Origin of the sequence: Pseudokordiimonas caeni (genome assembly GCF_026719705.1) — a bacterium.
In the GTDB taxonomy this organism is placed as follows: Bacteria; Pseudomonadota; Alphaproteobacteria; order Sphingomonadales; family Kordiimonadaceae; genus Gimibacter; species Gimibacter caeni.
Window position 1 is genome coordinate 1,229,465 of record NZ_JAPPRR010000001.1, and the last position, 25,859, is coordinate 1,255,323.

General features: G+C 60.8%; 27 protein-coding genes. 4 read left to right on the top strand and 23 right to left on the bottom strand.

Annotation, left to right across the window (positions count from 1 at the left end):
• Positions 1–118 precede the first annotated feature (118 nt).
• The 3 genes from plsX to OU694_RS05605 form a co-directional block, all read right to left on the bottom strand.
• The gene (gene plsX, locus OU694_RS05595; protein ID WP_308909996.1) at positions 119–1,162 is read right to left on the bottom strand and encodes a phosphate acyltransferase PlsX; all 1,044 of its coding nucleotides are present in this window, start codon (positions 1,160–1,162) and stop codon (positions 119–121) included.
• A gap of 143 nt (positions 1,163–1,305) precedes the next feature.
• The gene (locus tag OU694_RS05600) at positions 1,306–1,854 is read right to left on the bottom strand and encodes a hypothetical protein (protein WP_308909997.1); all 549 of its coding nucleotides are present in this window, start codon (positions 1,852–1,854) and stop codon (positions 1,306–1,308) included.
• Positions 1,855–1,857: 3 nt separating this feature from the next.
• Positions 1,858–2,403 carry a ubiquinol-cytochrome C chaperone family protein gene (locus OU694_RS05605; protein ID WP_308909998.1) on the bottom strand — a complete coding sequence of 182 codons (546 nt, stop codon included), beginning with the start codon at positions 2,401–2,403 and terminating at the stop codon, positions 1,858–1,860.
• A 151-nt stretch (positions 2,404–2,554) separates the two neighbouring features.
• On the opposite strand from OU694_RS05605, the gene OU694_RS05610 reads away from it, so the two are divergent.
• A complete protein-coding gene (locus OU694_RS05610) occupies positions 2,555–3,040 on the top strand; it encodes an outer membrane protein assembly factor BamE (RefSeq protein WP_308909999.1) in 486 nt (161 codons plus the stop codon).
• 74 nt (positions 3,041–3,114) lie between these two features.
• On the opposite strand, the gene OU694_RS05615 is transcribed toward OU694_RS05610, so the two are convergent.
• The 11 genes from OU694_RS05615 to rpiB all read right to left on the bottom strand — a co-directional run bounded on the left by OU694_RS05615 (position 3,115) and on the right by rpiB (position 13,094).
• Positions 3,115–5,205 carry a sodium-translocating pyrophosphatase gene (locus OU694_RS05615; RefSeq protein ID WP_308910000.1) on the bottom strand — a complete coding sequence of 697 codons (2,091 nt, stop codon included), beginning with the start codon at positions 5,203–5,205 and terminating at the stop codon, positions 3,115–3,117.
• A 266-nt stretch (positions 5,206–5,471) separates the two neighbouring features.
• Positions 5,472–5,987: a hypothetical protein gene (locus OU694_RS05620; RefSeq protein ID WP_308910001.1), complete on the bottom strand. Its 516-nt coding sequence runs from the start codon at positions 5,985–5,987 to the stop codon at positions 5,472–5,474.
• 17 nt (positions 5,988–6,004) lie between these two features.
• Positions 6,005–6,964, bottom strand: coding sequence for a thiamine-phosphate kinase (thiL, locus tag OU694_RS05625; protein ID WP_308910002.1), 960 nt, complete (start codon positions 6,962–6,964; stop codon positions 6,005–6,007).
• A 25-nt stretch (positions 6,965–6,989) separates the two neighbouring features.
• A complete protein-coding gene (gene nusB, locus OU694_RS05630; RefSeq protein WP_308910003.1) occupies positions 6,990–7,454 on the bottom strand; it encodes a transcription antitermination factor NusB in 465 nt (154 codons plus the stop codon).
• On the bottom strand, positions 7,454–7,900 hold the full coding sequence (locus OU694_RS05635; RefSeq protein ID WP_308910004.1) for a 6,7-dimethyl-8-ribityllumazine synthase: 447 nt from the start codon (positions 7,898–7,900) through the stop codon (positions 7,454–7,456). Before OU694_RS05635 ends, nusB begins: the two co-directional genes overlap by 1 nt.
• 54 nt (positions 7,901–7,954) lie before the next feature.
• Entirely contained in the window at positions 7,955–9,058 is a 1,104-nt protein-coding gene (gene ribB / locus OU694_RS05640) for a 3,4-dihydroxy-2-butanone-4-phosphate synthase (protein ID WP_308910005.1), read from the bottom strand.
• A gap of 3 nt (positions 9,059–9,061) precedes the next feature.
• Complete coding sequence (locus OU694_RS05645) at positions 9,062–9,661, bottom strand: riboflavin synthase (protein WP_308910006.1); 600 nt, start codon at positions 9,659–9,661, stop codon at positions 9,062–9,064.
• A 9-nt stretch (positions 9,662–9,670) separates the two neighbouring features.
• A complete protein-coding gene (gene ribD / locus OU694_RS05650) occupies positions 9,671–10,774 on the bottom strand; it encodes a bifunctional diaminohydroxyphosphoribosylaminopyrimidine deaminase/5-amino-6-(5-phosphoribosylamino)uracil reductase RibD (protein ID WP_308910007.1) in 1,104 nt (367 codons plus the stop codon).
• On the bottom strand, positions 10,775–11,248 hold the full coding sequence (gene nrdR, locus OU694_RS05655; RefSeq protein WP_308910008.1) for a transcriptional regulator NrdR: 474 nt from the start codon (positions 11,246–11,248) through the stop codon (positions 10,775–10,777).
• Between the two features lie 63 nt (positions 11,249–11,311).
• The gene (gene glyA, locus OU694_RS05660; RefSeq protein ID WP_308910009.1) at positions 11,312–12,604 is read right to left on the bottom strand and encodes a serine hydroxymethyltransferase; all 1,293 of its coding nucleotides are present in this window, start codon (positions 12,602–12,604) and stop codon (positions 11,312–11,314) included.
• A 46-nt stretch (positions 12,605–12,650) separates the two neighbouring features.
• A complete protein-coding gene (gene rpiB / locus OU694_RS05665; RefSeq protein WP_308910010.1) occupies positions 12,651–13,094 on the bottom strand; it encodes a ribose 5-phosphate isomerase B in 444 nt (147 codons plus the stop codon).
• Between the two features lie 302 nt (positions 13,095–13,396).
• Here rpiB and OU694_RS05670 point away from each other — a divergent pair, with 302 nt between their 5' ends.
• Positions 13,397–13,810, top strand: coding sequence for a Ros/MucR family transcriptional regulator (locus OU694_RS05670; protein WP_308910011.1), 414 nt, complete (start codon positions 13,397–13,399; stop codon positions 13,808–13,810).
• Positions 13,811–13,886: 76 nt separating this feature from the next.
• Here the strand turns inward: OU694_RS05670 and OU694_RS05675 are convergent, their stop codons facing one another.
• The 3 genes from OU694_RS05675 to OU694_RS05685 form a co-directional block, all read right to left on the bottom strand.
• A complete protein-coding gene (locus OU694_RS05675; RefSeq protein WP_308910012.1) occupies positions 13,887–14,117 on the bottom strand; it encodes a DUF6898 family protein in 231 nt (76 codons plus the stop codon).
• Between the two features lie 14 nt (positions 14,118–14,131).
• On the bottom strand, positions 14,132–15,349 hold the full coding sequence (gene hemA / locus OU694_RS05680) for a 5-aminolevulinate synthase (protein WP_308910013.1): 1,218 nt from the start codon (positions 15,347–15,349) through the stop codon (positions 14,132–14,134).
• 107 nt (positions 15,350–15,456) lie between these two features.
• Entirely contained in the window at positions 15,457–15,936 is a 480-nt protein-coding gene (locus tag OU694_RS05685; protein ID WP_289502514.1) for a MarR family winged helix-turn-helix transcriptional regulator, read from the bottom strand.
• 190 nt (positions 15,937–16,126) lie between these two features.
• Between OU694_RS05685 and hemB the strand changes: the two genes are divergently transcribed.
• Positions 16,127–17,116: a porphobilinogen synthase gene (gene hemB, locus OU694_RS05690; RefSeq protein ID WP_308910014.1), complete on the top strand. Its 990-nt coding sequence runs from the start codon at positions 16,127–16,129 to the stop codon at positions 17,114–17,116.
• A gap of 17 nt (positions 17,117–17,133) precedes the next feature.
• On the opposite strand, the gene OU694_RS05695 is transcribed toward hemB, so the two are convergent.
• The 6 genes from OU694_RS05695 to OU694_RS05720 all read right to left on the bottom strand — a co-directional run bounded on the left by OU694_RS05695 (position 17,134) and on the right by OU694_RS05720 (position 24,805).
• Complete coding sequence (locus OU694_RS05695; RefSeq protein WP_373460257.1) at positions 17,134–17,868, bottom strand: RNA methyltransferase; 735 nt, start codon at positions 17,866–17,868, stop codon at positions 17,134–17,136.
• Between the two features lie 2 nt (positions 17,869–17,870).
• The gene (gene cysS, locus OU694_RS05700; RefSeq protein ID WP_308910016.1) at positions 17,871–19,199 is read right to left on the bottom strand and encodes a cysteine--tRNA ligase; all 1,329 of its coding nucleotides are present in this window, start codon (positions 19,197–19,199) and stop codon (positions 17,871–17,873) included.
• Positions 19,196–20,527, bottom strand: a complete 1,332-nt coding sequence (gene gltX / locus OU694_RS05705) for a glutamate--tRNA ligase (protein WP_308910017.1) — start codon at positions 20,525–20,527, stop codon at positions 19,196–19,198. The genes cysS and gltX overlap by 4 nt, the downstream gene beginning before the upstream one ends.
• Positions 20,528–20,573: 46 nt before the next feature.
• On the bottom strand, positions 20,574–22,241 hold the full coding sequence (locus tag OU694_RS05710) for an NAD+ synthase (RefSeq protein ID WP_308910018.1): 1,668 nt from the start codon (positions 22,239–22,241) through the stop codon (positions 20,574–20,576).
• A 434-nt stretch (positions 22,242–22,675) separates the two neighbouring features.
• Positions 22,676–23,338 (bottom strand): RluA family pseudouridine synthase, encoded by a 663-nt coding sequence (locus OU694_RS05715; protein ID WP_308910019.1) that lies wholly within the window; start codon positions 23,336–23,338, stop codon positions 22,676–22,678.
• 93 nt (positions 23,339–23,431) lie between these two features.
• On the bottom strand, positions 23,432–24,805 hold the full coding sequence (locus OU694_RS05720) for a class II 3-deoxy-7-phosphoheptulonate synthase (protein WP_308910020.1): 1,374 nt from the start codon (positions 24,803–24,805) through the stop codon (positions 23,432–23,434).
• Positions 24,806–25,070: 265 nt separating this feature from the next.
• On the opposite strand from OU694_RS05720, the gene gph reads away from it, so the two are divergent.
• Complete coding sequence (gene gph / locus OU694_RS05725; RefSeq protein ID WP_308910021.1) at positions 25,071–25,739, top strand: phosphoglycolate phosphatase; 669 nt, start codon at positions 25,071–25,073, stop codon at positions 25,737–25,739.
• Positions 25,740–25,859: the final 120 nt, after the last annotated feature.

The following is a 25,859-nucleotide window of genomic DNA, read 5'->3' on the forward strand; positions in this document are numbered from 1 at the left end:
CCAGACTTGATAGCGTAAGGGAAGGTGGCAGGCCTGTCAATCAGGCCCCACCTTTTGCATATATTTTATAACGACTTATAGAGGCTTTTTGATGTGAAACTGCGGGGTTCGGGCCATTTCAGGCCGCCCCGGCTTCCTCTTCATGCCCCGGCACGTCCGGCAGATCTGCGGAAATCAGGCGAATCAGATCGGCTTCCACCATGTCGATGGCGGTGACGACAGCCGTCTTGAAGCCTTCAGCCGAGGCGCCCCCGTGGCTTTTAACCACAAGGCCGTTGAGGCCGAGGAACACGCCGCCATTGTGATTGTTCGGGTCCAGATGTTCGCGCAGCTGACGCAGGCCCCGGCGGGCGAACAGATAGCCGATCTTGGCGAAAAGCGACGAGCCGAACGCGCGGCGCAGCAATTCTCCCATGAAGCGGGCGGTGCCTTCGGCGGTTTTCAGCGCGATATTGCCGGTGAAGCCATCGGCGACAACCACATCCACAGCCCCTGCCCCGATGGCGTCGCCTTCGGTGAAGCCCACAAATTCCATGGGGATATGGGTTGCCTGTTTCAGGATATCGGCAGCCTCGCGCAGGGTTTCCTTGCCCTTCAGTTCTTCGACGCCGACATTCAAGAGCGCCACGGTCGGGCGGCTGAGGCCAAGCACGGTGCGGGCGTACGCTGCACCCATCACGGCGAATTCCACAAGGTTGCGGGTGTCGCATTCCACATTGGCGCCAAGGTCCAGCATCACGCTTTCACCGCGGAGCGTCGGCACGGGTGCAACAAGTGCGGGGCGTTCGATCCCCGGCATGGTGCGCAGGATAAATTTGGCGAGGGCCATCAGCGCACCGGTGTTGCCGGCCGAAATCGCCACGTCGGCTTCGCCATCCTTCACAGCTTGCAGCGCAAGCCCCATCGAGGATTGACGGCCGCGCCGCAGCGCCTGCGAAGGCTTACAGTCGCTCGTCACCCTTTCGTCGGTATGGACAAGGTCGCTTGCGGCTTCGAGCTCAGGGTGGCTCGCCAGCATGGGGCGAAGGACCTTCTCGTCCCCGAAGATGACGAACCGCACACCCGGATAGAGGACGCGGGCTGCAGCCAGTCCCTCGATCACCATTTGCGGGGCTTGGTCGCCGCCCATGGCGTCGACCGCGATTTTCGCTTTGTCACTCACTCAACTGACCTATTCTTGTTGCCCCTGGCGCGTCTTGCCCTCCACCCCCCAGCGGATTGCAGGCTCATACAAGCCCGCAGGCAATAGGCACCCGAAAGGGCTTACCCCTGTTTCAGGTTAGAGTAAATAGTTTCGACATGCGTTCAAGGCTTGTCACGCAGGCTGGCGAGCGCTGCGAACGGGTTCGGTTTTTCGGCTTCGGGGGCGTCGACCTCCACGCCCTGCGCATTGCCGGCATCAAGCGCTGCACCCTCGGCACGCGGCCACGGGTTCATCAGAACCGCCAGCGTCTGCACCAGGATTTCGCCAACCGGCACCTTGTCGCCTTCAAGCGCGTCATAATCCGGGATCGCCGGATCAAGATAGGCCTCGTCGGCGTCCAGCCGGTCGGCCTCCTCGGGGCTCACCAGCATCAGCTCGAAGCTGTTGTCCACGATTTCCGGCACGTCGGCGAGCGTCACGCCGCAGCGCTGGATGATATCGGCCCGCAGGTGGCCCGAAAGCAGGATGCCGCGGCCCTTGCCGGGCGCTGAAAGGCTCGCTTCGGCTGTCAGGCTGTTCACGGCCTTCAGGTCGAAGCGGTCGGCAATCGCGGTGCGCTCGGCTTCCGTTGCCGTAAAGGTGAAGGGGCGCGGGTCGCGGTCCACGTCGGCCACCGGGAATGTGCTGTCGGCATGAATGGTCTGGGCCATGCGTCAATCCTTCATGAGTTCGCCAACTGCCGGAAGCGACAGTTTAGCATCACTGAGCGCCTCATCGGACACTTTCTTGAGATCGTCAATGGCTGCCGCCACATAAGCCGCCAGTTTGGCGGCATGCGGCGTCTCAACCTCGCGGTACACGTTCCGCCGGATTGCATCTGTCAGCGCTTCGCGCGGGGCATCACTGTCGACCGCGATATCATAGGCTGCAAGGCGCCCGAACCAGGCCGCACCCATCTTTTTCACTTCCTTGCCGACGCTGAGGTCGCCAAAGCCCATTTCACGCAAGGAACGGTCCATATCGGCAATCATGGCCTCCTGCGCGGCGCGCTGCAGCACCTTGCCCTGTTCCCCCATCGCCATCAGGCGGCGGGACAGGATGAAAAGATGCAGGCAGATCATGTCGAACCGGCCCTCGACCGTGTCATCAACACCGTGATCGGTGTAATAAACAGGGTCGCGCGCTCGGTCCACGACCACGCCATAAAGCTTGTAACCGCTTATCTGCAGGCGGCGACTGTTGAGCCAGCGTTTCAGCATGCAAGCCTAACCTTCCGAGAAACATCTTTTGTAGCGGAGGGGCTTATCATGGAGCCTTGCGCGGCGCAATGATTAGGGGCTATCAATGGGGCAACCCGCCGGGTGAGGCCGATGCCCCGATCCGGCAGATTTGAAACTGGACAGGACCCGCATGATTTCCAAGACTGCCTTTCCGGCCCGCCTGATTGCCGTTGCCACGCTTGCCGTTGGCCTCGGCGCCTGCAGCGATACGCGCATGGTGCGTGGCTATGTGTTCGACAAGGAACTGGCCGCCGCCATCCAGCCCGGCGTTGACAACCGCGACTCCGTGACATCGACCCTCGGCACGCCGACGCTGCCGGGCGAATTCAGCGATGCGACCTGGTATTATGTGTCGACAACCGTGCGCGTGCGCCCGGTCTTCTGGCCCGACCCCAAGGAACACCGCGTGCTTGCCATCCGCTTCAACGATGCGGGCGTGGTTGAGGAAATCACGAACTACGACCTTTCGCACACGCGCACCATCACGCCAGTCGCGGACAAGACACCGACGCGCGGCCGTGAACTGAACATCTTCCAGCAGATTTTCATGAATGTCGGCCGCTTCTCCGGTCAGGCTCCGGTGGGTGCCGAAGGGACGGTCGGCCCGAACGGCTGATCGCCGCGTTCAACGCTTCAAAGCAAAAGCCCCGGCCGAAACCGGGGCTTTTCTTTTTTAGGGTCTTGCCTCTCTCAGTGCGCCATCATGGCGAGGAGAAGAAGGGCCACGATATTGGTGATCTTGATCATCGGGTTGACGGCAGGGCCTGCCGTATCCTTGTAAGGATCACCAACCGTGTCGCCAGTCACTGCCGCCTTGTGGGCTTCTGACCCCTTGCCGCCGTGATGGCCGTCCTCGATATATTTCTTGGCATTGTCCCACGCGCCGCCGCCGGCGGTCATGGAAAGCGCCACGAAGAGGCCGCCGACGATCACACCTAGGAGAAGCGCGCCGAGGGCCGCAAAAGCCGCCCCCTCGCCCGCAATCGCCTTGATCACGTAGAAGGTGACGATGGGTGCCGCGATCGGCAGAAGGCTCGGCACGATCATCTCGCGGATGGCAGCCTTGGTCAGAAGATCCACCGAACGTGCATAATCAGGCTTCGAAGTGCCGGCCATGATACCGGGATTTTCCCGGAACTGGGCACGAACTTCCTCGACAACCGCACCGCCGGCGCGGCCGACTGCGGTCATGCCCATTGCCCCGAACAGGTACGGCAGCAGGGCACCCAGGAACAGGCCGACCACCACATAGGGGTTAGAAAGGCCGAAATCGACCGTCACATGCCCGAAGTAGGTTTCAAGGTCTGCCGTGTAGGCGCCGAACAGCACGAGGGCAGCAAGGCCTGCCGAACCGATGGCATAGCCCTTGGTGACCGCTTTCGTGGTGTTGCCGACAGCATCAAGGGCATCGGTGCGTTCCCGCACGTCATCCTCAAGGCCTGCCATTTCGGCAATGCCGCCGGCGTTGTCGGTAACCGGGCCGTAGGCATCAAGAGCGACGACCATACCGGCGAGCGCCAGCATCGCGGTGGCCGCAAAGCCAAGGCCGATGAGGCCTGCCATATTGTAGGCCACGATGATGCCCACGCAGATCACGATGGTCGGCAGCGCTGTGGCTTCCAGCGACACGGCAAGGCCCTGGATCACGTTGGTGCCATGGCCGGTTTCCGAAGCCTTTGCGATGGACCGCACAGGCCGATAGTCAGTGCCCGTGTAGTATTCGGTGATCCAGATGATGAGGCCGGTGACCACAAGGCCAACGATGCCGCAATAATAGAGATCAACCCCGGTGAAGGTCATCCCCGACTTGGTGGTGATCACCGTGCCAAGATCGCCGCCCAAGCCCCACTCCATCGCGAACCACATGACGACGGCAGAGAGAAGCGCCGTGACGGTGAAACCCTTGTAGAGCGCCCCCATGATATTCTGGCTTTTGCCGAGCTTCACGAAATAGGTACCGATGATCGAGGTGATGATGCAGGCCCCGCCAATAATGAGCGGCAAGCTCATCACGGCAGCGGTGCTGCTCGTGATGAACAGGGCCGACAGCACCATGGTGGCGCCGATAGTGACGACATAGGTCTCGAAAAGATCCGCCGCCATACCGGCGCAGTCACCCACGTTATCGCCCACGTTATCGGCGATCACGGCCGGGTTGCGCGGGTCATCTTCGGGGATGCCGGCTTCCACCTTGCCGACAAGGTCGGCGCCCACATCTGCACCCTTGGTGAAGATACCACCGCCAAGACGCGCGAAGATCGAAATGAGCGAAGCACCGAAACCGAGCGCCACAAGCGCATCGATCACCTCACGGCTTGTCGGGTCATATCCCCGCGCGCCGGTGAGATAAGTGTAGTAGCCGGCGATCGCGATGAGGCCAAGGCCCGCCACCAGCATGCCGGTCACGGCGCCCGATTTGAAAGCGATGGTCAGGCCCGCCTGCAGGCTGGTGCGCGCAGCTTCGGTGGTGCGGACGTTCGCTTTCACCGAAATCAGCATACCGATGAAGCCCGCCACGCCCGAAAGCACGGCCCCGATTACAAAACCGGCGGCCGCAAGGCCGCCGATGGCAAAGAAGAGCGCGATGGCGACAGCCACGCCGACAATCGCAATGGTGCGGTATTGGCGGTTCAGATAAGCCTTTGCGCCCTCTTGGATGGCGCCTGCGATTTCCTGCATTTTCTCGTTGCCGGCAGAGGCCGACAGAATGGATTGACGCGTAATGATGCCGTAAACCACGGCCAGAACGCCGCACAGAATAGCAGCGTATAACACTTGCATGTGAATTATCCCCCTCGAACAGGCCGAACTCTGAGACCCAATATGGTTTAACCACTTGGCGAGCAGCCTTCAGGGGCATTGAACGCGTAACAGTCTGCCTACCCCGAGGCCACTCACGTTAACGGCCCGACCTCCCCCCATACTTCCGAAGGTCGAACAGGATCAGTCTAGGGATCGATTTCACGAGGCGCAAGGGGGCACTTTGAAACGCGAAAAGCGCCCTGGATGGAGCGCTTTCCCATTGATTCATATGCCGTTATTGGAAATTAGCGTGAGGCGCGCACCGCTTTCGAGACACTGACAGCATAGACGACATCATTGCCGAGCACGCTGTTGGCGCGCTCCTTCAGCACCTCTGCCGCCTTGTCGAGATCAAGCTCCATCGGACTGTCGGCGCGCATCAGGTCGGTCTTGCTGATCGCCGAAATGAAGGCATGTTGCAGGCGCGGGCCGGCCACGCGGACCTTTTCCAGATTTTCAGCGCCGTCCACCTCAATCGTGAGGTCGATGAAATAGTTGCCAAGGAAGCTCATCTTGCCGCCGCGCGAGGCATAGATCGGCACAGCAAGCCGTTCGATCGTATGGCTTTGCGGATCAGTGGGGCCTGCCGGCACTTCAGGCTCGGCTGTGGCATGCTCGTCTGCCACACCTTCCTCCGCCTGATTGCCGAAAAGGAAGAAGCCGCCCCCTGCACCAAGGCCAAGCCCCAGGGCAAGGCCGACAATCAGGAGCATCTTGCCCCCTTTGCCGCCACCCGATTCTGTTGCGCCCTCAGCTGCCATACTCTCTCCCTTTCCACTCAATCGCCAAAATGACTGTAACCGCCGGCGCCAGTTTGCACAGGCATCCCTGCCCGATCAACCATCACGACACCGGTGCCTGCTTGCACCCGCCCGATCCGGGTAACAGGCACGCCTGCCAACGTGCCTGCCGCCAGCACCTTTTCCCGAAGAAAAGAGGGTGCTGTAAAAACCAGCTCGTAATCGTCTCCGCCCGCCCAGACACAGCGGTCGAGGCTCGGTTCGGACGCCAACCTTTCCTCCGCGGCGGCTGAAACGGGCAGCGCTGCCCGCTCGATCACCATCCGTACGCCGGAAGCCTTGCCGATATGCCCGGCATCGGCAATCAGCCCGTCGGAAACATCTGCTGACGCTGTTGCAAGTCCCCGTAACTGACTGCCAAGCGCCACCCGTGCCACGGGCTGTTCGAGCCTCTGGCGCAAGCCTTCGTCAGGCGTCCGGCCCTTGAGGATGGCGTCCAAGGCGAGGGCTGCATCACCCAGCGTGCCGCTCACCCATATATCGTCGCCAACCGTGGCACCATTGCGGCGGATCATGGCGTCACCCGGACATTCACCTATGGCCGTAATGCTGATGGTGCGGGGGCCGGTCGAGCCCGTGCTGTCGCCGCCCGCAAGTGTCAAACCGCCGACTTCCTGCGCTCGGCGCAAGCCTTCGGCAAAACCTTCAAACCAGCTGTCCGGGGTATCCTTCGGTGCGGAAAGGCCTACAAAATAAAGGCGCGGGGTGGCACCCTTGGCAGCAAGGTCCGACAGGTTGACCATCAGAGACTTCCAGCCAAGGGCTGCGGGATCGACACCGGACAGAAAATGGATGCCCTCGGTAAGGACATCCTTGGTGATCACCAGATCCTGCCCCGGTGTGGGGGTGAACAGCGCGGCATCGTCAAGAAGACCGAGCCCCTCAGGGCCCGCGAGCGGCGCGAAACAGCGCCCGATCAGGTCAAACTCCCGGCTCATCCCTGGGGCACGGCCGCCATGAAGCTCAGCTCCGTGCGGTGCGGGCAAGTTTGTCCAGCACGCCGTTCACGAAAGCCGCTTCCGCGCGCTCATAAAAGGCGTGGGCGACATCCAGATATTCGTTGATGACAACCGCGGTCGGCACATCCGGGCGGGCCGACAGCTCGTAGGCGCCGGCACGGAAAATGGCGTGGATAATGCTCTCAAGCCGTTCGAGCGGCCAGTCCGCTGTCAGGCAGTCACGGATCGCTTCGTCAAGGTCTGCGCGGCGTTCCCACGCGCCTTTCACGATATCGCCGAAAAGCTCGGTGTCGGCTTCCACATACTGATCACCCTCGATCTCGGCGCCAAGGCGGTGACGAATGAATTCCTCGATCACCAGCGGCACTTTCGGATCTTCGCTGACCCCGAGCTGATACAGGGCCTGAACGGCACCAAGGCGTGCAGCACTACGTGGGCCGCCGGGCTTTTTTGGGGCTTGTCCGTTCATCAGATGACGCCGAAGCTTTTGCGGAGCGTCGCCATGCGCATCGCGGCGTTGGCGGCATCGGCACCTTTGTTCTTCTTGGTGCGCAGCGCGCGCGCCCAGGCCTGATCGTCGTTTTCAACGGTCAGGATGCCGTTGCCGACAGCCAGATTGTATTTCAGCGCCAGTTCCTGCAGGCCACGGGCGGATTCGCCGCACACATAGTCATAGTGCGTGGTCTCACCGCGGATCACACAGCCAAGGGCAACATAGCCGTCGTAATCAAGGCCGGAACCGGAATGGGCGAACTTGATGGCAGCAGGAATTTCAAGGGCACCGGGCACATCCACGCGGTCAAACGTGGCGCCCGCCTTTTCGATGGCGTCGATGGCGCCGGCGACGAGTTCGTCAGCGATATCTGTGTAGAAGCGCGCTTCCACGATCAGAAGATGCGGCTTGGGGTCGGACACGGCGTCATTCCTTTTCTTTGTTCAGCCGCACCTTCAGGACGCGGCGGGCACCATTCAGGCGCCGGGGATCGGGCGGTGTTCTACAATATCGAGGCCATAGCCATCAAGGCCCACGACATGGCTTGAGGAGTTTGACAGCAGAATCATGTGGCGCACACCGATATCGCGCAGGATCTGGGCACCGATGCCGTAGTCCCGCAGTTCGTTATGATGCCCGCCAGACGGCGCTTTCGCCTGAAGTGCCTGCGACGGGCGCATGCCGGCCAGTCCCGGGAACAGGACAGCCACGCCCCTGCCCTCGGATTCAATCACATCAAGTGCGCGGCCAAGCTGGCCCGAACGCGGGCTTGCGCCGTCCAGCATATCCTCGAACGGGTTCATCGAATGCATGCGGACAAGGGTCGGCGTATCGGCATCGATATCACCCAGCACCAGCGCCACGGTCTCGCGGCGATCCGAGGTGGCATTGTAAACGCGGACGGTCCATTCCGCCCCGCTCCGGCGGCGGAAGGTGGACGTCGCCACGGTTTCCACCAGATGATCATATTTCAGGCGGTAAGCGATCAGATCACGGATCGTGGCCACTTTCATCTTGTGCTGTTTCGCGAATTCCACCAGCTCCGGCAGGCGCGCCATGGTGCCATCGTCATTCATGATCTCGCAGATCACGGCAGACGGGTTGAGGCCGGCAAGGCGCGAAATATCGACCGATGCCTCGGTATGGCCGGCACGCTCCAGCACGCCGCCGTCACGCGCCATCAGCGGGAAAACGTGGCCAGGGGTGGCGAGATCGTCCTTGCCCTTCGACGCATCGATAGCAACCGCGATGGTACGGGCGCGGTCTGCGGCTGAAATACCGGTCGCCACCCCCGTCTTGGCTTCGATCGAAACCGTGAAGGCCGTCTGGTGGCGGCTTTCGTTATTATAACTCATCAGCGGCAGGCCAAGCTCCGCCACGCGCTGGCGGGTGAGCGGCAGGCAGATAAGACCACGCCCGTATTTCGCCATGAAATTGATTGCATCCGGCGTCGCCATCTGGGCGGGGATGATCAGGTCCCCTTCATTTTCCCGGTCTTCATCGTCCACAAGGATGAACATGCGGCCATTGCGGGCATCTTCGATCACGTCCTCGATGGGTGAAAGGTAGGATTGCGGCACGGATCAGGCCCTTTCAGTCAGCCGCGCCACATAGCGCGCAAGAATATCGAATTCCACATTCACCCGGTCGTCCGCCTTGGCGGTACGGAAGCTCGTCACTTCCTGCGTGTGGGGAATGAGATTGATGGCGATCACGGTGCCATCCGCCGTATCTGTCACCTTGTTGACGGTCAGCGACGTGCCGTTGATGGCAACGCTGCCCTTTTCGGCAACATAACGGCCCCAGCGCGCCGGCACTTTGATATCCATGGCAATCGAGCCGCCGACGGCTTCAAACCGAACGATCTCGCCCACGCAGTCGACATGGCCGGTGACGATATGGCCGCCAAGCTCGTCCCCGAGCTTCAGCGAGCGTTCAAGATTGATCAGGCTGCCGACCTGCCAGTCACCGAGCGCGGTCACCCGCAGCGTTTCATCCGAAACGTCTGCCGCAAACCAGTCGTCGCCCTTGTCGACAACCGTGAGGCAAACGCCCCCGCAAGCGATGGAGGCCCCGATGGCGACGTCGGAGAGATCGTAGCCGGTGCCGATGACGACCCGAAGGTCGCCGCCTTTTTCGAGCGCCCTGACCGCGCCCACATCCGTGACAATGCCCGTAAACATGCCGCCTCGTTACTCTTCCTTGATCCAGGATGCAAGAACATCGGGCCCGAGCGGGCGCATCCCCTGAAGTTTAAATCTGGGCGCTGAGCCAAGCGCCGTCAAGCCAAGCGCGGCGATTGCAGGTGTTGCATCGCCGCCAAGCGCCATACCGCTCACGAAATGTTCAACTCGCGAAGCGAGCCCTGCCTTCAGGAACGAGGCATGCACCTCTCCGCCGCCTTCCACAAGCACGCGGGTGAGGCCCTCGTCGCCCAGGCGCTTTGCAACAGCACTCATGTCGCGGATATCCTGAACGACCAAAACCTTTACCCCTGCCGACACAAGGGCATCGCTGCCCGCCCCGCCTGCGACTTCGGTGACGACCCAAAGCGGCAACCGGGATGCCGACTGCACGAGTTTCGATGTCACGGGCAAACGCAAACTGCGGTCCAGCACAATGCGGATGGGGGAGCGGTCCTCGAGCCCCTCGACCCGGCAATCAAGCACAGGGTCATCGGCAAGCGCAGTACCGATGCCGATAAGGATCGCATCGTGCGCGGCCCGCATCATATGGCCCATGCGGCGGGCATCATGGCTCGTGATCCAGCGGCTTTCGCCATTTGACAGCGCAATGCGGCCATCAAGGCTTGTTGCCATCTTGAGGGTGAAGCCCGGCCTGCCGGTTGCGACGCGCGAGAAGAAGCCGGCATTGATCACCTCTGCTTCGGCGCGGCGCACCCCTTCGGTCACCGCAATGCCGGCCGCCTTGAGGATGGCAATTCCCCGACCCGCCACGCGTGGGTCACTGTCGCCTGCCGCCGTCACCACACGGGCAACACCCGCCGCAACCAGTGCTTCGGCGCAGGGCGGTGTTTTGCCATGGTGGGCGCAGGGTTCAAGCGTAACATAGGCAGTGGCACCGCGCGCTGCAGTGCCCGCCTCTCTCAAGGCTTCGGCTTCGGCGTGTGGCCTGCCGCCGGGTTGGGTATAGCCCCGGCCAACGATGATGCGATCCCCGACGATCACACAGCCAACGGAAGGGTTCGGAAAGGTGCGGCCGAGGCCACGGCGGGCCAGCGCCAGCGCATGGCCCATCAGGCGCGCGTCATCCGGCTGCTGGGGTGCGCCTGCCACTCATGCTTCCCCGGCGTCCTCGTCAGACGGCTCCATGCCGCTGAGGAAGTTTGCAAAGTCGGAAGCTTCACGGAAATTTCGATATACCGAGGCGTAACGGACATATGCAACCTGATCGAGGCGCTCCAGCCCCTCCATCACCAGCTTGCCGATCTGGTCGGAATGCACTTCGCTGTCACCCAGCGATTCAAGCTGGCGGACGATACCGTTGATCATGCGTTCAATCCGCTCGGATTCCACCGGACGCTTCCTGAGCGCGATATCGAGGGAACGTTCCAGCTTGTTGCGGTCGAACGGCACATGGCGGCCGTTGCGTTTGATCACGGTCAGTTCACGCAGTTGCACGCGTTCAAACGTCGTGAAGCGGGCACCGCAGGCGGTGCAGGAGCGACGGCGACGGATCGCGGAATTGTCTTCCGTGGGCCGCGAATCCTTCACCTGGGTATCTTCATGCTGACAGAACGGGCAACGCATTGATCAAATCCCCCTTTGTAAACCGGCCGGTACGAACCCCCATCCGCACCGGCCAGCCTAGCGTCAGGCAAGGTCTTCGTAAATCGGGAAGCGCTTGCAAAGATCGGCCACCTTGGCGCGGACCGAAGCTTCGGCAGCCTCGTTATTGTCCGGATTGGCCTTCAGGCCATCCAGCACTTCGGTGATCATGTCAGCAATCGCGATGAATTCGGCCTCGCCGAAACCGCGCGTGGTGCCGGCGGGCGTGCCAAGGCGGATACCCGACGTGATGAAGGGTTTCTCGGGATCGAAGGGCACACCGTTCTTGTTGCAGGTCATGTGGGCGCGCTCGAGCGCCTCGTCGGCGGCCTTGCCTGTCAGGCCCTTGGGCCGCAGGTCGACAAGCACAACGTGGGTGTCGGTACCGCCAGAGACGATGTCGAAGCCGTTCTCTTTCATGCGGGCGGCAAGCGCCACGGCATTCTTCACAACCTGGCTTGCATAGGCCTTGAACTCGGGGCGCAGCGCTTCACCGAAGGCCACGGCCTTCGCGGCAATCACGTGCATCAGCGGGCCGCCCTGCAGGCCGGGGAAGACGGCCGAGTTGATCTTCTTCGCCACATCTTCGTGATTGGTGAGGATCATGCCGCCGCGCGGGCCACGGAGCGTTTTGTGGGTCGTCGTCGTCACCACATGGGCATGCGGCAGCGGCGAAGGATGCGCACCACCCGCCACGAGGCCGGCAAAGTGGGCCATGTCAACCATCAGGTAGGCACCGACGCTGTCGGCGATCTGGCGGAAGCGGGCGAAATCGATCTCGCGCGGATAAGCCGAGCCGCCGGCGATGATCAGGGTCGGCTTGTGTTCCTTGGCAAGGCGCTCGACCTCGTCATAGTCGATGAGCGCGTCTTCGCGGCGCACACCATACTGAATGGCATTGAACCACTTGCCCGAAAGTGCGGGGGCCGCACCATGCGTCAGGTGGCCACCGGCATCGAGCGACATACCGAGGATGGTATCACCCGGCTTCACAAGCGCCAGCATCACGGCGCCGTTCGCCTGCGCACCGGAATGCGGCTGCACGTTCACAAAGTCGCAATTGAAAAGCTTCTTGGCGCGGTCGATCGCCAGGTTCTCGGCGATATCCACCTGATGGCAACCCTGATAGTAGCGCTTGCCCGGATAGCCTTCGGCATATTTGTTGGTCAGGACCGAACCCTGTGCCTCAAGCACCGCGCGGCTGACGATATTTTCAGACGCGATCAGCTCGATCTGGTTCTGCTGACGGGTCAGCTCGCCGTCAAGGGCGGCTTTCAGCTCGGGATCGGTTGCGGCCACATGGGCCGAAAAGAAGCCATCCTGGGTAAATTTGCTCATGGAAAGTACCTCGTGCGCTATGCTCAGAAACCGGTTGATCGCGTCTTTAGCCTTTAATGCCGAGCTTGTCGACCCGGCGTTGATGGCGGCCACCCTCGAACGGTGTGTCGAGGAATTCATTCAGGCAATCGATGGCTACCTCGTCGCCGATAAGGCGCGCACCAAGGGCCAGTACGTTGGCGTCGTTATGCTGGCGCGACAGGCGGGCCATCAGGCCGCTTTGGCAAAGTGCCGCACGCACCGCGGGATTGCGGTTGGCCGCAATCGAAATACCGATACCCGAGCCGCAGACGATAACACCACGCTCGGCCTTGCCTGCCGCAATCGCGTCGCCGACAGCTGTGCCGAAATCAGGATAATCGACGGATTCAAGGCCGTGCGCACCCAAGTCCAGCGCTTCATAACCACGAGCGGCGAGCCACTCCTTGATTTTTTCCTTGAGGGCAAATCCGGCATGATCGGAAGCAAGGGCGATGGGTTTGGCGCTCATGATCGGTCCATTCGTAACGGTTGGGGAATTTCTGTCGCGAGGAAAAGTACAGTCGAGCCTTTTCAGCCAGTCTTCTTCTCCGCCGCGTCTTAGCACAATAGATCCGGCAACCCAAGACGAGCGTATATGGATCGGCGCAATTTAAACTAGCTTCCGACAATCGATAAAATTTTCGGAAAATTAGCGGAAGCTTAACCAATTCAAAGCTATTGAGTGGCACGTCATCGCTATTTCTTGTTGAAAGCCCCCCTGCTTTCAGCAATATAAAATCATCACATGTCAAGAAGTCGAGGTGGATTTTAATGTCCGGGAATGCAATTCAGAAGCTAATCGGAGAAGATGTGCTTGCGCTTACGGCTGATATTGTTACGGCCTACGTAAGCAATAACACGATTTCGACGGACGATCTGCCACGCATGATCCATTCGGTATTCAGCACCCTGTCGTCGCTCAACGGGGCCGAAGCCGAGTCGCAGCCGGTCGAACAGAAACCTGCGGTATCGCCGAAAAAATCTTATACGGACGATTACATCATCTGCCTTGAGGACGGTAAGAAGCTGAAAATGCTCAAACGTTACCTCCGCACGCGCTATAATCTCACCCCTGAGGAATATCGTGCAAAGTGGAACCTGCCGGCCGATTACCCGATGGTCGCCCCGAATTACGCCAAGCAGCGGTCCGCCTTCGCGAAAAAAATCGGCCTCGGCAAGCGCTGATAAAATTAACGCTGAATTCTTGCAAAAGCCCGGTTTCTGCCGGGCTTTTACTTTGGGGCATTAACCTTATTATTTGTCAGGTAAGGATGCCGCCTCGCCCGCCGGACGTGCCCCCACCACCCTGCCCGCCAGCCTTCTTGGCACGCACATATTCAAGCTTGCGGATGGCCAGGCGCTCAAGCTCCATACGGCTCACGCGCGGGTCGCCAACGATGCTGACTTCAAGCCCCGTGCGTTCGCACACAGCCGTGACTTTCACGACAGTGCCCATCTTGATGAATTCGATGATGACCCCGGCGCCTGCCATGGTGTCGCGCCCGGTCAGGACGCTTTCTTCTTGAGCCCGAGCCGCGCCCAGATATCGACAAGGGCAGCGACAAGCGCGTCCATCATGCTGTCGTCATGCATGGGGCCGGGGGTGAAGCGCAGGCGCTCGGTCCCGCGCGGCACGGTCGGATAATTGATCGGCTGCACATAGACGCCGTATTCATTGAGGAGCGTGTCGGACACTTCCTTGCAGAGCACGGGGTCGCCGACGAAAAGCGGCACGATATGGCTGACCGAGTCCATCACCGGTAGTCCGGCGGCCCGGAAGCGGCGTTTCAGTTCGGCCGCGCGAGCCTGCTGACCGTCACGTTCGATCTGGCTGACTTTCAGGTGACGAATGCTGGCCAGCGCCCCTGCTGCCAGCACCGGCGACAGCGAGGTCGTGAAGATGAAGCCCGACGCCATCGAGCGCACGACATCAACCAACGTTTTGGATGCAGCGATATAGCCGCCCATCACGCCAAATGCCTTGCCAAGTGTGCCCTCGATCACGGTCAGGCGGTGCGCGACCTTGTCGCGTTCAGAAACGCCACCACCACGCGGACCATACATGCCAACGGCATGCACTTCATCAAGGTAGGTCATGGCGTCATATTTGTCGGCCAGATCACAGATGGCTTCAATCGGCGCGATGTCGCCGTCCATGCTGTAAACGGATTCAAACGCGATAAGCTTCGGGCGCGACGGATCAGCAGCCTTCAGAAGCTCTTCGAGATGTTCAAGATCGTTATGGCGGAAGATGTGGCGCTCGGCGCCGCTGTTGCGGATGCCCTGGATCATCGAGGCATGGTTCAGCGCGTCCGAGAAGACGATGCAGTTCGGCAGAACCTTGGCGAGCGTCGAAAGCGTCGCCTCGTTCGAGATATAGCCCGAAGTGAAAAGAAGCGCAGATTCCTTGCCGTGGAGATCGGCCAGTTCGCGCTCCAGGAGCACATGATAATGATGGTTGCCCGCGATGTTACGGGTGCCGCCGGCGCCAGCGCCGGTTTCATCAAGCGCCTTGTGCATGGCTTCCAGCACCGTCGGATGCTGGCCCATCCCCAAATAATCGTTGGAGCACCAGACCGTGATGGCGCGGGCATTGTCGCCGGCGTCAAAGCGGGTCGCGCGGGGGAATTCCCCCCGGTGGCGGGAAATATCCGCGAAGACGCGATAACGCCCCTCAGCCTGAATGGCGGCAATCGCGTCAGCGAATACTTTTTCGTAATCCATCGGGCACTGTCCAACTGTCATATACCGCGCCAGTGTATCGGCGCGGCATGTTTAGCGCAACCATACGAAAGTAGTCCAGTGGCCAATTTGTCGCAGCAAGGTGCGACTTACATCCCGAAATGCAGTTTGTCGGACCAGAAGCGTTCAAGATTCCTGAGATTGCGACGCAGGCTCTTCAGTTCCTCCGGCGACAACAGGTTGTCGGCGAGGATCTCTTCCAGGTGATTCTGGTAGAGCTTCTCGACCATATCCCGCACCACATAGCCCTCGTCTGTCAGCGAGATACGCACCGAACGGCGGTCGAAATCTGACCGCTCATGACGCATGTAGCCCATCTCGACCAGTTTCTTGAGGTTATAGGAAACGTTGGAGCCCTGATAATAACCGCGGGTTTTCAGCTCACCCGCCGTCATTTCATTCTCGCCGATATTGTAGACGAGCAGCGCCTGAACGGGGTTCAAGTCCTCAAGGCCGGCACGGTCAAGCTGGTCCTTGATCACGTCAAGAAGGCGGCGGTGAAGGCGCTCGACCAGCGACAGAAGGTCGTGGAACAGGAACTTGGGATCGTCAAAATTGTAGTCGTTCATTTTCGTTCGCCTGATTTCTGTCCGAATTTTCGTCGAACTGTTACCATTTGCCGCACTGTTTCGCACAAAGCTTAACGCGAAGTTAAACCTAAAATTGCCAGCAATTTTTCGCAACAGTGATGAAGCACATGACAGAAGTTTGCCAAGGCGTTAGGGTCGCTGCCGTTTCCGGTTTCGCACGAGGCTAAAGATGACCGTTCGTTTCCCCCTCACCCGCCTTCGCCGCCCCCGCGCACATGACTGGTCGCGCCGCATGATGCGCGAGACAATCCTGACGCCGGACGACCTGATCTGGCCTATTTTTATATGCGAAGGCAAAGGTGTGCGCCAGCCCATTGGCTCGATGCCGGGTGTGGAGCGGCTGTCTGTTGACCTTGCTGTTGTGGCCGCGAAGGAAGCCGCAGCCCTTGGCATCCCGTGCATTGCCCTCTTCCCCTCCACGCCGAAAGACAAGCGTGATGAGCGGGGCGACGAAGCCCTCAACCGCGATAACCTGATCAACACCGCCATGCGCGCCATCAAGGATGCCGTGCCGGAAATTGGCCTCCTGGCCGATGTGGCGCTCGATCCCTACACCAGCCACGGCCAGGACGGGCTCGTTGAAAACGGGGTGATTCTGAATGATGAAACGGTCGGCGTGCTGGTGCAGCAAGCTGTCGTTCAGGCTGAAGCAGGCGCCGATATCATCGCACCGTCCGACATGATGGACGGCCGTATCGGCGCAATCCGCACCGAGCTGGACAAGGCCGGCTTCCAGAATGTGCAGATCATGGCCTATGCCGCCAAATATGCGTCGGCCTTCTATGGCCCATTCCGCGAGGCCGTGGGATCGGGTGGCGTGCTGAAAGGCGACAAGAAAACCTACCAGATGGACCCCGCCAACCGGCTGGAAGCCATCCGCGAGGTCGCCATGGATATCGCTGAAGGCGCCGACAGCGTGATGATCAAGCCCGGCATGCCGTATCTTGATATCATCCGCGAGGTGAAGGACCAGTTCGGCGCGCCGACCTATGCCTATCAGGTGTCCGGCGAGTATGCGATGCTGATGGCCGCCGTGCAGAATGGCTGGCTGGACGGCGACAAAGTCATTCTTGAGGCAATGACAGCCTTCAAGCGCGCTGGCGCCGATGGGGTGCTGACCTATTTCGCGCCGCGCGTGGCGAAGCTTCTGAATGATTGATCGGCAACCGGGCGGGGTTATTCGCCCTGCCCGTCCCGCGTCAGCGAGCGGATGATGCCGCGCATGGTGTGGATTTCCTGCGTAGACCAGCCAGCCGAGTGAAACAGATTCTGCAGCATCCGCTTCTGCGTGGCGCGGCGGTCTTCGCTGCGGAAGAAGCCACGGCCTTCAAGTGCTGCTTCCAGATGCTCGATCAGCCCCAGAAACTCCGATTTCGGCGCAGCGCCATCGGGGTGTGCGGGCTGGATCGGCGTGGTTTTATCCACAGCTTGCGAGAATTCATATGCCAGCAAGATCACTGCTTGGGCGAGATTGAGGCTGCCGAATTCCGGGTTCACCGGCACGGTCAGCACCGTGTCCGCAAGCGCCACGTCGTCGTTTGAAAGGCCGGAACGTTCGGGCCCGAACAGGATTGCAGGCCGCTCGCCGCGCGCAATGGCGGCATGCATCTCGGCCGAACAGACACGCGGTGTTACCACCGGCTTCGGCATGTCGCGGTCCCGCACCGTGGAGGCATAAACGCTGGTGCAGTCGGCAATCGCCTCTTCGACCGTATCGAAGACCTTCGCGTTATCGAGGATCACATCAGCGCCAGATGCCGCAGGGCCAGCCGCCGGGTTCGGCCAACCGTCGCGCGGCGCCACCAGCCGCATGTCGGTCAGTCCGAAATTGAGCATGGCCCGCGCCGCCTTGCCGATATTCTCGCCAAGCTGCGGCCGCACAAGAATGATGGCGGGCTGAAGATCACTCATCATCAAGCCTTCCGCCAAGTCGTGCCGCCCGGTCCGTCCTCAAGGACAATATCTTGCGCCAGAAGCTCGGCACGGATCGCATCGGCGCGAGCGAAGTCTTTGTTCTTCTTGGCGTTGATGCGTTCTTCGATCAGCGCTTCGATGGCCGACGCATCGCCCTCACCGCGGAACCATTCCGCAGAGCCAGCTTGCAGGAACCCCATGAACTGCGCGCCAGCCTTCAGGTCCGCTGCCGTTTCGGGCGCAGCAAGCGCATCAAGTGCCGCCAGCGCCTTCGGCGTGTTCAAGTCATCGCTGAGGGCTTCGATCACGCTGGCGGGCACGTCAGCGGCTGCCGTCACGCCGTCCGTCACGCGGTACCATTTATCCAGCCGTCGCTTCTGTTCCGCGACGCTATCAAGGCTGAAATCAATCGGCTGGCGGTAATGTGCGGTCAGCAGTGAAAGGCGCAGCGCTTCGCCGGCATGGCCATCGGCGATCAGGTCATGCACGGTGTGGAAGTTGCCGAGGGATTTCGACATCTTTTCGCCGTCCACGGTCAGATAACCATTGTGCATCCAGTAGTTCACGAAGGTATGGCCCCCGTGCGCGCATTCGGATTGCGCGATCTCGTTTTCATGGTGCGGGAAGATCAGGTCCTGCCCGCCGCCGTGAATATCGATGGTCTCGCCCAGATGCTTCTCGATCATGCAGGAGCATTCAAGGTGCCAGCCGGGGCGGCCACGACCCCACGGGCTTTCCCAGCCGGGTTGATCGTCGGTGGAGGGCTTCCACAGCACGAAATCCGCCGGATCGCGCTTGAAGGGAGCGACATCAACCCGCGCGCCCGCCACCAGTTCATCGCGGCTGTGGCGCGACAGACGGCCGTAATTCGGCATCGAGGGCACATGGAACATCACGTGGCCTTCGGCTTCGTAGGCGTGACCCTTGGCGATCAATGTCTGCATCATGGCAATCATTTCCGGCAGATGCTCGGTCGCCTTCGGCTTGACCGACGGATCAAGGGCATTGAGCGCGCCCATATCCTCGCTGTACGCCTTGGCGTAGCGGTCCGAGATGACGTCGATGCCGACGCCCTCGTCCGCCGCACGCTTCATGATCTTGTCGTCAATATCCGTTATATTACGGGCATATGTGACGTGTTCTTCACCATATACATGACAAAGAAGCCGGAAGAGCGTGTCGAAGACCACCACAGGCCGCGCGTTGCCGATATGGGCAAAGTCCCAAACGGTCGGCCCGCAGACATACATCCGTACATTCTTCGGGTCGATGGGCGTGAAGACCTGCTTTTCGCGGGCAAGCGTATTGTAAAGACGGATTTCCGTCATGCGGCTTCCCCGCTGAGGCGCGCCGCAACCTTCTGACGACCGATCAGCGGCAGCAGTGTCGCCATTTCCGGCCCGCGTTCCTGCCCTGTCAGCGCCAGGCGCAGCGGCATGAAGAGGCCCTTGCCCTTCACGCCCGTCGCTTCCTTGATCGCGTTCGTCCATGCGCCCCAGGTCTCGCCTGTCAGCTCACCCGAAGGCAGCAGCTCAAGCGCCTTTGCCATATGAGCCGCGTCCTCGATCACCGGTGTCACCGGCCCGCGCACGATGGCGAGCCAGTCTTTCACGTCGGCAAGTTTGTTGAGGTTCGGCTTCACCGCTTCCCAGAAAGCCTCGTCAAGGCCGTCCAGCCGATCCGCAACCAGCGCGAACGGCGTGGCGTGCAGGATCTTGGCATTGAGGATGTCGAGGTCAGCCGGATCGAGCTTTGCGGTCGAACGGCCGAATTTCGAGAAGGCAAAGCCTTCAATCAGGGGCTCCGGCGATACGAACGCCTCGATAGGCTCGCTGGTACCAAGGCGCGCCAGCAGCGAGATGATGGCCATGGGCTCGATGCCTGCTTCATCGCGGTATTCTTCGACTGACATGGCGCCGTGGCGCTTCGAGAGGCCCTCGCCGCTTTTGCCGGTAAGGAGTGCAAAGTGCGCCATTTCCGGCACTTTGCCGCCGATGGCTTCGAAAATCTGGGCTTGCACGGCCGAGTTGGTCACATGATCTTCACCGCGCACGATATGGGTGATGCCATAGTCCACGTCGTCAATCACACTCGGCAGCGTATAGAGGTACGAACCATCCTCGCGCACGAGGATCGGATCGGAAAGGGCCGCCATATCAATCGACTGCGTGCCGCGAATGAGATCATTCCACTCCACGCGGGCCGGCACTTCAAGCATGAAACGCCAGTGCGGCTTGCGGCCCTCGGCTTCAAGCTTGGCGCGGTCCTCGTCCGTCAGGGCAAGGGCTGCGCGGTCATAAACCGGCGGCAGGCCGCGACCGAGCTGGATCTTGCGCTTCATTTCCAGCTCTTCAGCGCTTTCATAGCAGGGATACAGGCGACCAGCTGCCTTGAGGTCAGCCACCACCTCGTCATAACGGCTGAAACGCTCGCTCTGACGGAAGGTGTCATCATAATTCAGGCCAAGCCATGCGAGGTCGCGCTTGATCGCTTCCTCGTTCTCGAGCGTGGAACGTTCGCGGTCCGTATCGTCGATCCGCAGGAAGAAGGTGCCGCCCTGCTGGCGCGCGAACAGCCAGTTCACGAGCGCGGCGCGGATGTTCCCGACATGGAGTTTTCCGGTCGGAGACGGGGCGAAACGTACCTTCACAGTCATTCTTCTCAATCCTTGATCGGTGGGGATAAGCCCCCACGCGGGGCGATCAGCCTCGCCGCGCGCTCCTGAACCCGTTGGTGATCGGGTAGCGCCGGTCGCGGCCGAAGTTCTTGCGCGTCAGCTTGACGCCCGGCGGGGCCTGCCGCCTTTTGTACTCGGCGATGTACAGCAGGTGCTCGATTCGTGCAACAGCCGATGCGTCATGGCCGCGTGCCACAACCTCGGCGACCGACATTTCCTCGTCAACCAGACAGCGGAGCATGTCATCCAGCGCTTCATAGGGCGGCAGGCTGTCCTCGTCCTTCTGATCGGGGCGAAGTTCGGCCGTTGGCGGCTTCGAGATGATATTCTCGGGGATCACGACCCCGCTCGGCCCTTTGGCGCCCGGCGGCACATGGCTGTTGCGCCAGCGCGCGAGCGCAAAAACGTCCATCTTGTAGACGTCCTTCAGAATATTGTAGCCGCCACACATGTCACCGTAGAGCGTGGCATAACCGACCGACATTTCGGACTTGTTGCCGGTGGTGAGCACCATCTTGCCGTATTTGTTGGAAAGCGCCATCAGCGTGACGCCACGCAGGCGCGACTGGATATTCTCTTCCGTCGTGTCGGCGTTGGATCCCTTGAAGGCATCGGCCAGCATCGTGTCCATCGCTTCCACACCGGGTGCGATGGAGATGATATCGTAGCGGGCCCCAAGGGCTTCTGCGCATGCCTTGGCGTCCGTATGGCTTTCGCCCGATGTGTAGCGCGACGGCATCATCACGCAGTGCACGGCATCGGCCCCGAGCGCATCTACGGCAACAGCTGCCGAAAGGGCGCTGTCGATACCGCCCGACATACCAAGGATCACGCCAGGGAAACGGTTCTTGCCCGCATAATCGCGAAGTGCCAGCATCATGGCCTGATACAGGCCTTCCATCCGGTCGGGATCGTACCCCCGATGCCCGCCAGCAACCACATAGCCCTTGTCGGTTGCGTCAAGCCGGATGAGCATGCCCTGACTTGCCCACGCATCCATGGTGACAGCAAGGCGGCCATCGCGGTCCATCGCGAAGCTGGCACCGTCGAACACCAGTTCGTCCTGCCCGCCAATCTGGTTGCAGTATAGAAGCGGCACACCGGTTTCCGCCACGCGGTTACGGGCATGGGCAACGCGTTCGCCACCCTTGCCATCCTCGAACGGGCTGCCGTTCGGCACGATCATGAAATCGACGCCACTGGCGGCAAAATGGCTGGAGATGCGCGGGAACCACATGTCCTCGCAGACCATCAGGCCGATGCGCACGCCGCGAAAACCGACCGGGTCCGGCAGTGTTCCTGAAACGAAGACTCGTTTCTCATCGAACACGCCATAGTTTGGCAATTCGTGTTTGAACCGCACAGCTTCGACCCGGCCGTCGGCCAAGAGAAGTGCGGCATTATGAAGCCCCGCATCCGACAACCACGGCGCGCCAACCACAAGGCCCGGACCACCGGCTGCTGTCATGGCCGCCAGCCGCTCCACCGCGGCTTCCGCTTCACGCACGAAAAAGGGCTTCAGGACCAGATCTTCGGGCGGATAGCCGACGACCGAAAGCTCCGGCGTCAGCACCAGATCGGCGCCGTGCGCTTTGCCCTCAACCCAGGCGGCCTCAATGAGGGTTTCGTTGCCGGCGATCGCCCCGACAGTGGGGTTGATCTGTGCCATCCATATGGAAAATGCCTTTGTCATGCCATGCTTTTAGCCAACGACGTGAGGGGCGGCAAGCAGCATTCTGGGCGGCCACAAGATCGATAGGCATTTTAATAAAATTGTGATAGCGTCCGCTTTGCCTGTGCATTTTTCGAGGGCGCGGGCCAACGGGAGAATAAGGACTAGCCGGGGGGCGAAGGGTGCAATTGCCAGCACCTGTCCAGACATCTCCATATCCAGTGCCGGATCGGCCAGATTGGCCGCGCCGGAGCGCCCTCGGCAGGCATGTTCCGTGTTTGCAGTTTCATGCAACTATGGAAAGGGGGGCATTGATGGGATTTTTCAAATCCACTCTTTTTGCCATCAAGCTGTTCTTCTCCGTCCCGGCCTATGCGTAAGCGGATCGTGAGATAAGTACCAGATACCTTGAAGCGTGCGGCCATGCCATGCCCGGCATGGCCGTTACTTTTTCCTCAGAACGGCACATCCGAGCGGAAAGTGAGCGCCTCGCCCGTGGCCGGGTGCGCAAAGGAAAGTTCGGTAGCATGCAGGCACAGGCGCGGGGCGGCGGCCCTGCCTGCTTCGGTCGCATAAAGCGGATCACCGATGATCGGATGCCCCAGGGCTTGCATGTGCACCCTCAACTGATGCGACCGGCCGGTGATCGGATAGAGCGCCACCCGCGTGTTGCCACCCTCCCGCACCAGCACCTTATAGCGTGTCAGCGACGGCTTGCCGTTATCAAAGTCGACCATATGCTTCGGGCGGTTCGGCCAGTCGACGATCAGCGGCAGGTTCACCTCGCCCTCGCCTGCTTCCACGTCGCCTTCAACGAGCGCGGTATAGAATTTATCCGTTTCGCGGTTCTCAAACTGACGGCTGATATGGCGGTGCGCGTCCATGTTCAGGGCCATCACCATGATGCCGCTGGTGTCGAGATCCAGCCGGTGCACGACTGTGGCAGTGCGGCGATCCTTCTGCACCCGCCATGCAAGGCTGTCGCGCATCTCGCGCCCACGCCCGGGCACCGAGAGCAGCCCGCTCGGCTTATCAAGCACGATGATATCCGCGTCCTCATAAAGGACGGTCAGCCAAGGCTCGGTCGGCGGATCATAGACAAAATCAGGAAGGCTCATGCGATCCCCATAAAAAGTCATGCCGGGCTTAACCCGGCATCCAGCGTCTACAGAAGACTGGACCCCGGCTCAAGGCCGGGGTGACAATATTTATCAGGCGGCTGCGCTTGCCGCCATCGCGTCGCGTTCTTCCTTCAGAGCTTCCGCCAGCTGGAAGGCGAGCTCGATCGACTGGCTGGCATTGAGGCGCGGGTCACAGTGGGTGTGATAGCGGCTCGACAGGCCTTCTTCGGTGATCGCCACGGCGCCGCCGGTGCATTCGGTGACATTCTGCCCTGTCAGCTCCAGATGGATGCCGCCGGCATAGGTGCCTTCGGCGCGGTGAACGGCAAATACCTGCTTCACTTCCTTCAGCACGCGGTCGAACGGGCGGGTTTTCAGGCCGCCGGCCGCCTTCACCGTGTTGCCGTGCATTGGATCGCACGACCACACAACAGTGCGGCCTTCGGATTTCACGCGGCGCAGCAGGCGCGGCAGATATTCTTCGACCTTGTCGGCGCCGAAACGGCTGATCAGCGTCAGCCGGCCCGCTTCGTTCGAAGGATTGAGCTTGTCGATCAAACGAATGAGGTCGTCCGGTTCCGTCGACGGGCCAACCTTCGAGGCAATCGGATTGCCGATGCCCGAGAGGAATTCCACATGGGCGCCATCAACCTGACGCGTACGGTCACCAACCCACAGGAAGTGTGCCGAGGTGTCGTACCAACGGCCGCTTGTGCTGTCGATGCGGGTCATGGCCTGCTCGTAGCCCAGCAGCAGCGCTTCGTGGCTGGTGTAGAAGTCCGTGCCCTGCAGTTGCGGAATCTCGGCCGGGTGGATGCCGCAGGCTTCCATGAAAGCGAGCGCATTGCCGATCTGGTCGGCGATTGCCTTGTAACGCTCACCCGCGCCGCTTTGCGACACGAAATCGAGATTCCACTGGTGTACCGACATCAGGTTGGCATAGCCGCCCTGCGCGAAAGCACGCAGCAGATTGAGCGTCGCAGCAGCCTGGCTGTAGGCCTTGAGCATACGGGCGGGATCAGGCAGGCGGGCGCCTTCCTCGAACTCCATACCGTTGATGATGTCACCCCGGTAGCTCGGCAGTTCCACACCGTCGATAGTTTCGGTGCCCGCCGAACGCGGCTTGGCGAACTGGCCAGCCATCCGGCCGAGCTTCACCACAGGGCAGCTTGCAGCAAAGGTCAGAACGACCGCCATCTGCAGCAGCACACGGAAGGTGTCTCGGATATTGTTTGGATGGAACTCGGCAAAGCTTTCAGCACAGTCGCCCCCCTGCAGGAGGAACGCCTTGCCGTTTGCGACTTGCGCAAGCTGGGCTTTGAGACGGCGGGCCTCGCCGGCAAACACGAGCGGCGGATAGCTCGAAAGTTCCCTTTCGACTTGCCCGAGTCGCTCAGTATCCGGATAGTCCGGCACCTGCACGACGGGGCGAGACCGCCAGCTGTCTGGGCGCCAATCACTCATTGAGGTAACCTTTCTCAAAATTCGGCGCCAGGGCGCCGCGACAGAAAATTCCATAGGCCGCCGAAAATTCGCAATTTCCGGCGCGTCCATAAACAATGCAGCCGCCTTAATGGCAAGTCAATTGTCAGCGAGACCGGAAAACGGCGGGAAAGGCTACAATTTCTGTCGCTTTCAGTGACGATTTCTTAACCTTGATCGCTTGTAAATCCCCTCGCCAGACGGCATAACCCAGCCCATAAACGAGCCCCGGAACGAAAGCCAGTTCATGTTTGTCGTGCCTTTTGATGTAGAGCGTATCGTCTTCGATCTTGACGGAACCCTTGTGGACTCCGCCCCCGATCTGCACCGCGCCACAAACCATGTGCTGACAAGCGTCGGGCGTCCTGAAATCCCGATCGAAGCCGTCCGTCATATGGTCGGCGAAGGGGCACGGCGACTGATCGAGAAGGGACTGATGCATACCGGGGGGATCAACGGATTTGATCTCGATGCCCTGCTCCCGACATTCCTTGATTTCTACAAGGACAATCTCTGCATCGAGAGCCGCCTCTATGACGGCACGCTTGAGATGCTGGATGCGCTTGATGCCCGCGGCATCAAGTCGGCCGTCTGCACCAACAAGCCCCTGCATCTGGCCGAGCCGCTTCTCGAAGCCCTTGGCATCCGCCAACGCTTCATTGCCGTGACCGGCGGCGACAGCTTCCCGTTCCGCAAGCCAGATCCCCGGCACCTTACCGAAACGCTCGCGCTGATGGGTGGCACCGGCCGTGCCGTGATGGTAGGCGATACGGTCAGTGATACGGCAGCCGCGCGGGCAGCGGGCATCCCGAGCATTCTTGTGAGTTATGGTTACCTGAACGGCAACCTTGCCGATCTCGACGCGGATGCCATTGTCGACAGCCTTGTAGATATCCCCGGGATTCTGCGGGGCTGAGATAAAGAATCTGGCCTTCATCAATCTGTAACATTAGTGTCATTCATTGTCTGCACGACTGCGGGACACGATTCCTGCATCCAGATTGTATGACCCCGGCGTGCCAATCCGGCTACGCCG

Bases quoted from the DNA above. Each gene is read 5' to 3' on its own strand.
- OU694_RS05600 (WP_308909997.1), bottom strand. From the start codon at position 1,854: ATGGCCCAGACCATTCATGCCGACAGCACATTCCCGGTGGCCGACGTG.
- OU694_RS05605 (WP_308909998.1), bottom strand. From the start codon at position 2,403: ATGCTGAAACGCTGGCTCAACAGTCGCCGCCTGCAGATAAGCGGTTAC.
- OU694_RS05610 (WP_308909999.1), top strand. From the start codon at position 2,555: ATGATTTCCAAGACTGCCTTTCCGGCCCGCCTGATTGCCGTTGCCACG.
- OU694_RS05615 (WP_308910000.1), bottom strand. From the start codon at position 5,205: ATGCAAGTGTTATACGCTGCTATTCTGTGCGGCGTTCTGGCCGTGGTT.
- OU694_RS05620 (WP_308910001.1), bottom strand. From the start codon at position 5,987: ATGGCAGCTGAGGGCGCAACAGAATCGGGTGGCGGCAAAGGGGGCAAG.
- thiL (WP_308910002.1), bottom strand. From the start codon at position 6,964: ATGAGCCGGGAGTTTGACCTGATCGGGCGCTGTTTCGCGCCGCTCGCG.
- nusB (WP_308910003.1), bottom strand. From the start codon at position 7,454: ATGAACGGACAAGCCCCAAAAAAGCCCGGCGGCCCACGTAGTGCTGCA.
- OU694_RS05645 (WP_308910006.1), bottom strand. From the start codon at position 9,661: ATGTTTACGGGCATTGTCACGGATGTGGGCGCGGTCAGGGCGCTCGAA.
- nrdR (WP_308910008.1), bottom strand. From the start codon at position 11,248: ATGCGTTGCCCGTTCTGTCAGCATGAAGATACCCAGGTGAAGGATTCG.
- glyA (WP_308910009.1), bottom strand. From the start codon at position 12,604: ATGAGCAAATTTACCCAGGATGGCTTCTTTTCGGCCCATGTGGCCGCA.
- rpiB (WP_308910010.1), bottom strand. From the start codon at position 13,094: ATGAGCGCCAAACCCATCGCCCTTGCTTCCGATCATGCCGGATTTGCC.
- OU694_RS05670 (WP_308910011.1), top strand. From the start codon at position 13,397: ATGTCCGGGAATGCAATTCAGAAGCTAATCGGAGAAGATGTGCTTGCG.
- OU694_RS05675 (WP_308910012.1), bottom strand. From the start codon at position 14,117: ATGGCAGGCGCCGGGGTCATCATCGAATTCATCAAGATGGGCACTGTC.
- hemA (WP_308910013.1), bottom strand. From the start codon at position 15,349: ATGGATTACGAAAAAGTATTCGCTGACGCGATTGCCGCCATTCAGGCT.
- OU694_RS05685 (WP_289502514.1), bottom strand. From the start codon at position 15,936: ATGAACGACTACAATTTTGACGATCCCAAGTTCCTGTTCCACGACCTT.
- hemB (WP_308910014.1), top strand. From the start codon at position 16,127: ATGACCGTTCGTTTCCCCCTCACCCGCCTTCGCCGCCCCCGCGCACAT.
- OU694_RS05695 (WP_373460257.1), bottom strand. From the start codon at position 17,868: ATGAGTGATCTTCAGCCCGCCATCATTCTTGTGCGGCCGCAGCTTGGC.
- cysS (WP_308910016.1), bottom strand. From the start codon at position 19,199: ATGACGGAAATCCGTCTTTACAATACGCTTGCCCGCGAAAAGCAGGTC.
- gltX (WP_308910017.1), bottom strand. From the start codon at position 20,527: ATGACTGTGAAGGTACGTTTCGCCCCGTCTCCGACCGGAAAACTCCAT.
- OU694_RS05710 (WP_308910018.1), bottom strand. From the start codon at position 22,241: ATGACAAAGGCATTTTCCATATGGATGGCACAGATCAACCCCACTGTC.
- OU694_RS05715 (WP_308910019.1), bottom strand. From the start codon at position 23,338: ATGAGCCTTCCTGATTTTGTCTATGATCCGCCGACCGAGCCTTGGCTG.
- OU694_RS05720 (WP_308910020.1), bottom strand. From the start codon at position 24,805: ATGAGTGATTGGCGCCCAGACAGCTGGCGGTCTCGCCCCGTCGTGCAG.
- gph (WP_308910021.1), top strand. From the start codon at position 25,071: ATGTTTGTCGTGCCTTTTGATGTAGAGCGTATCGTCTTCGATCTTGAC.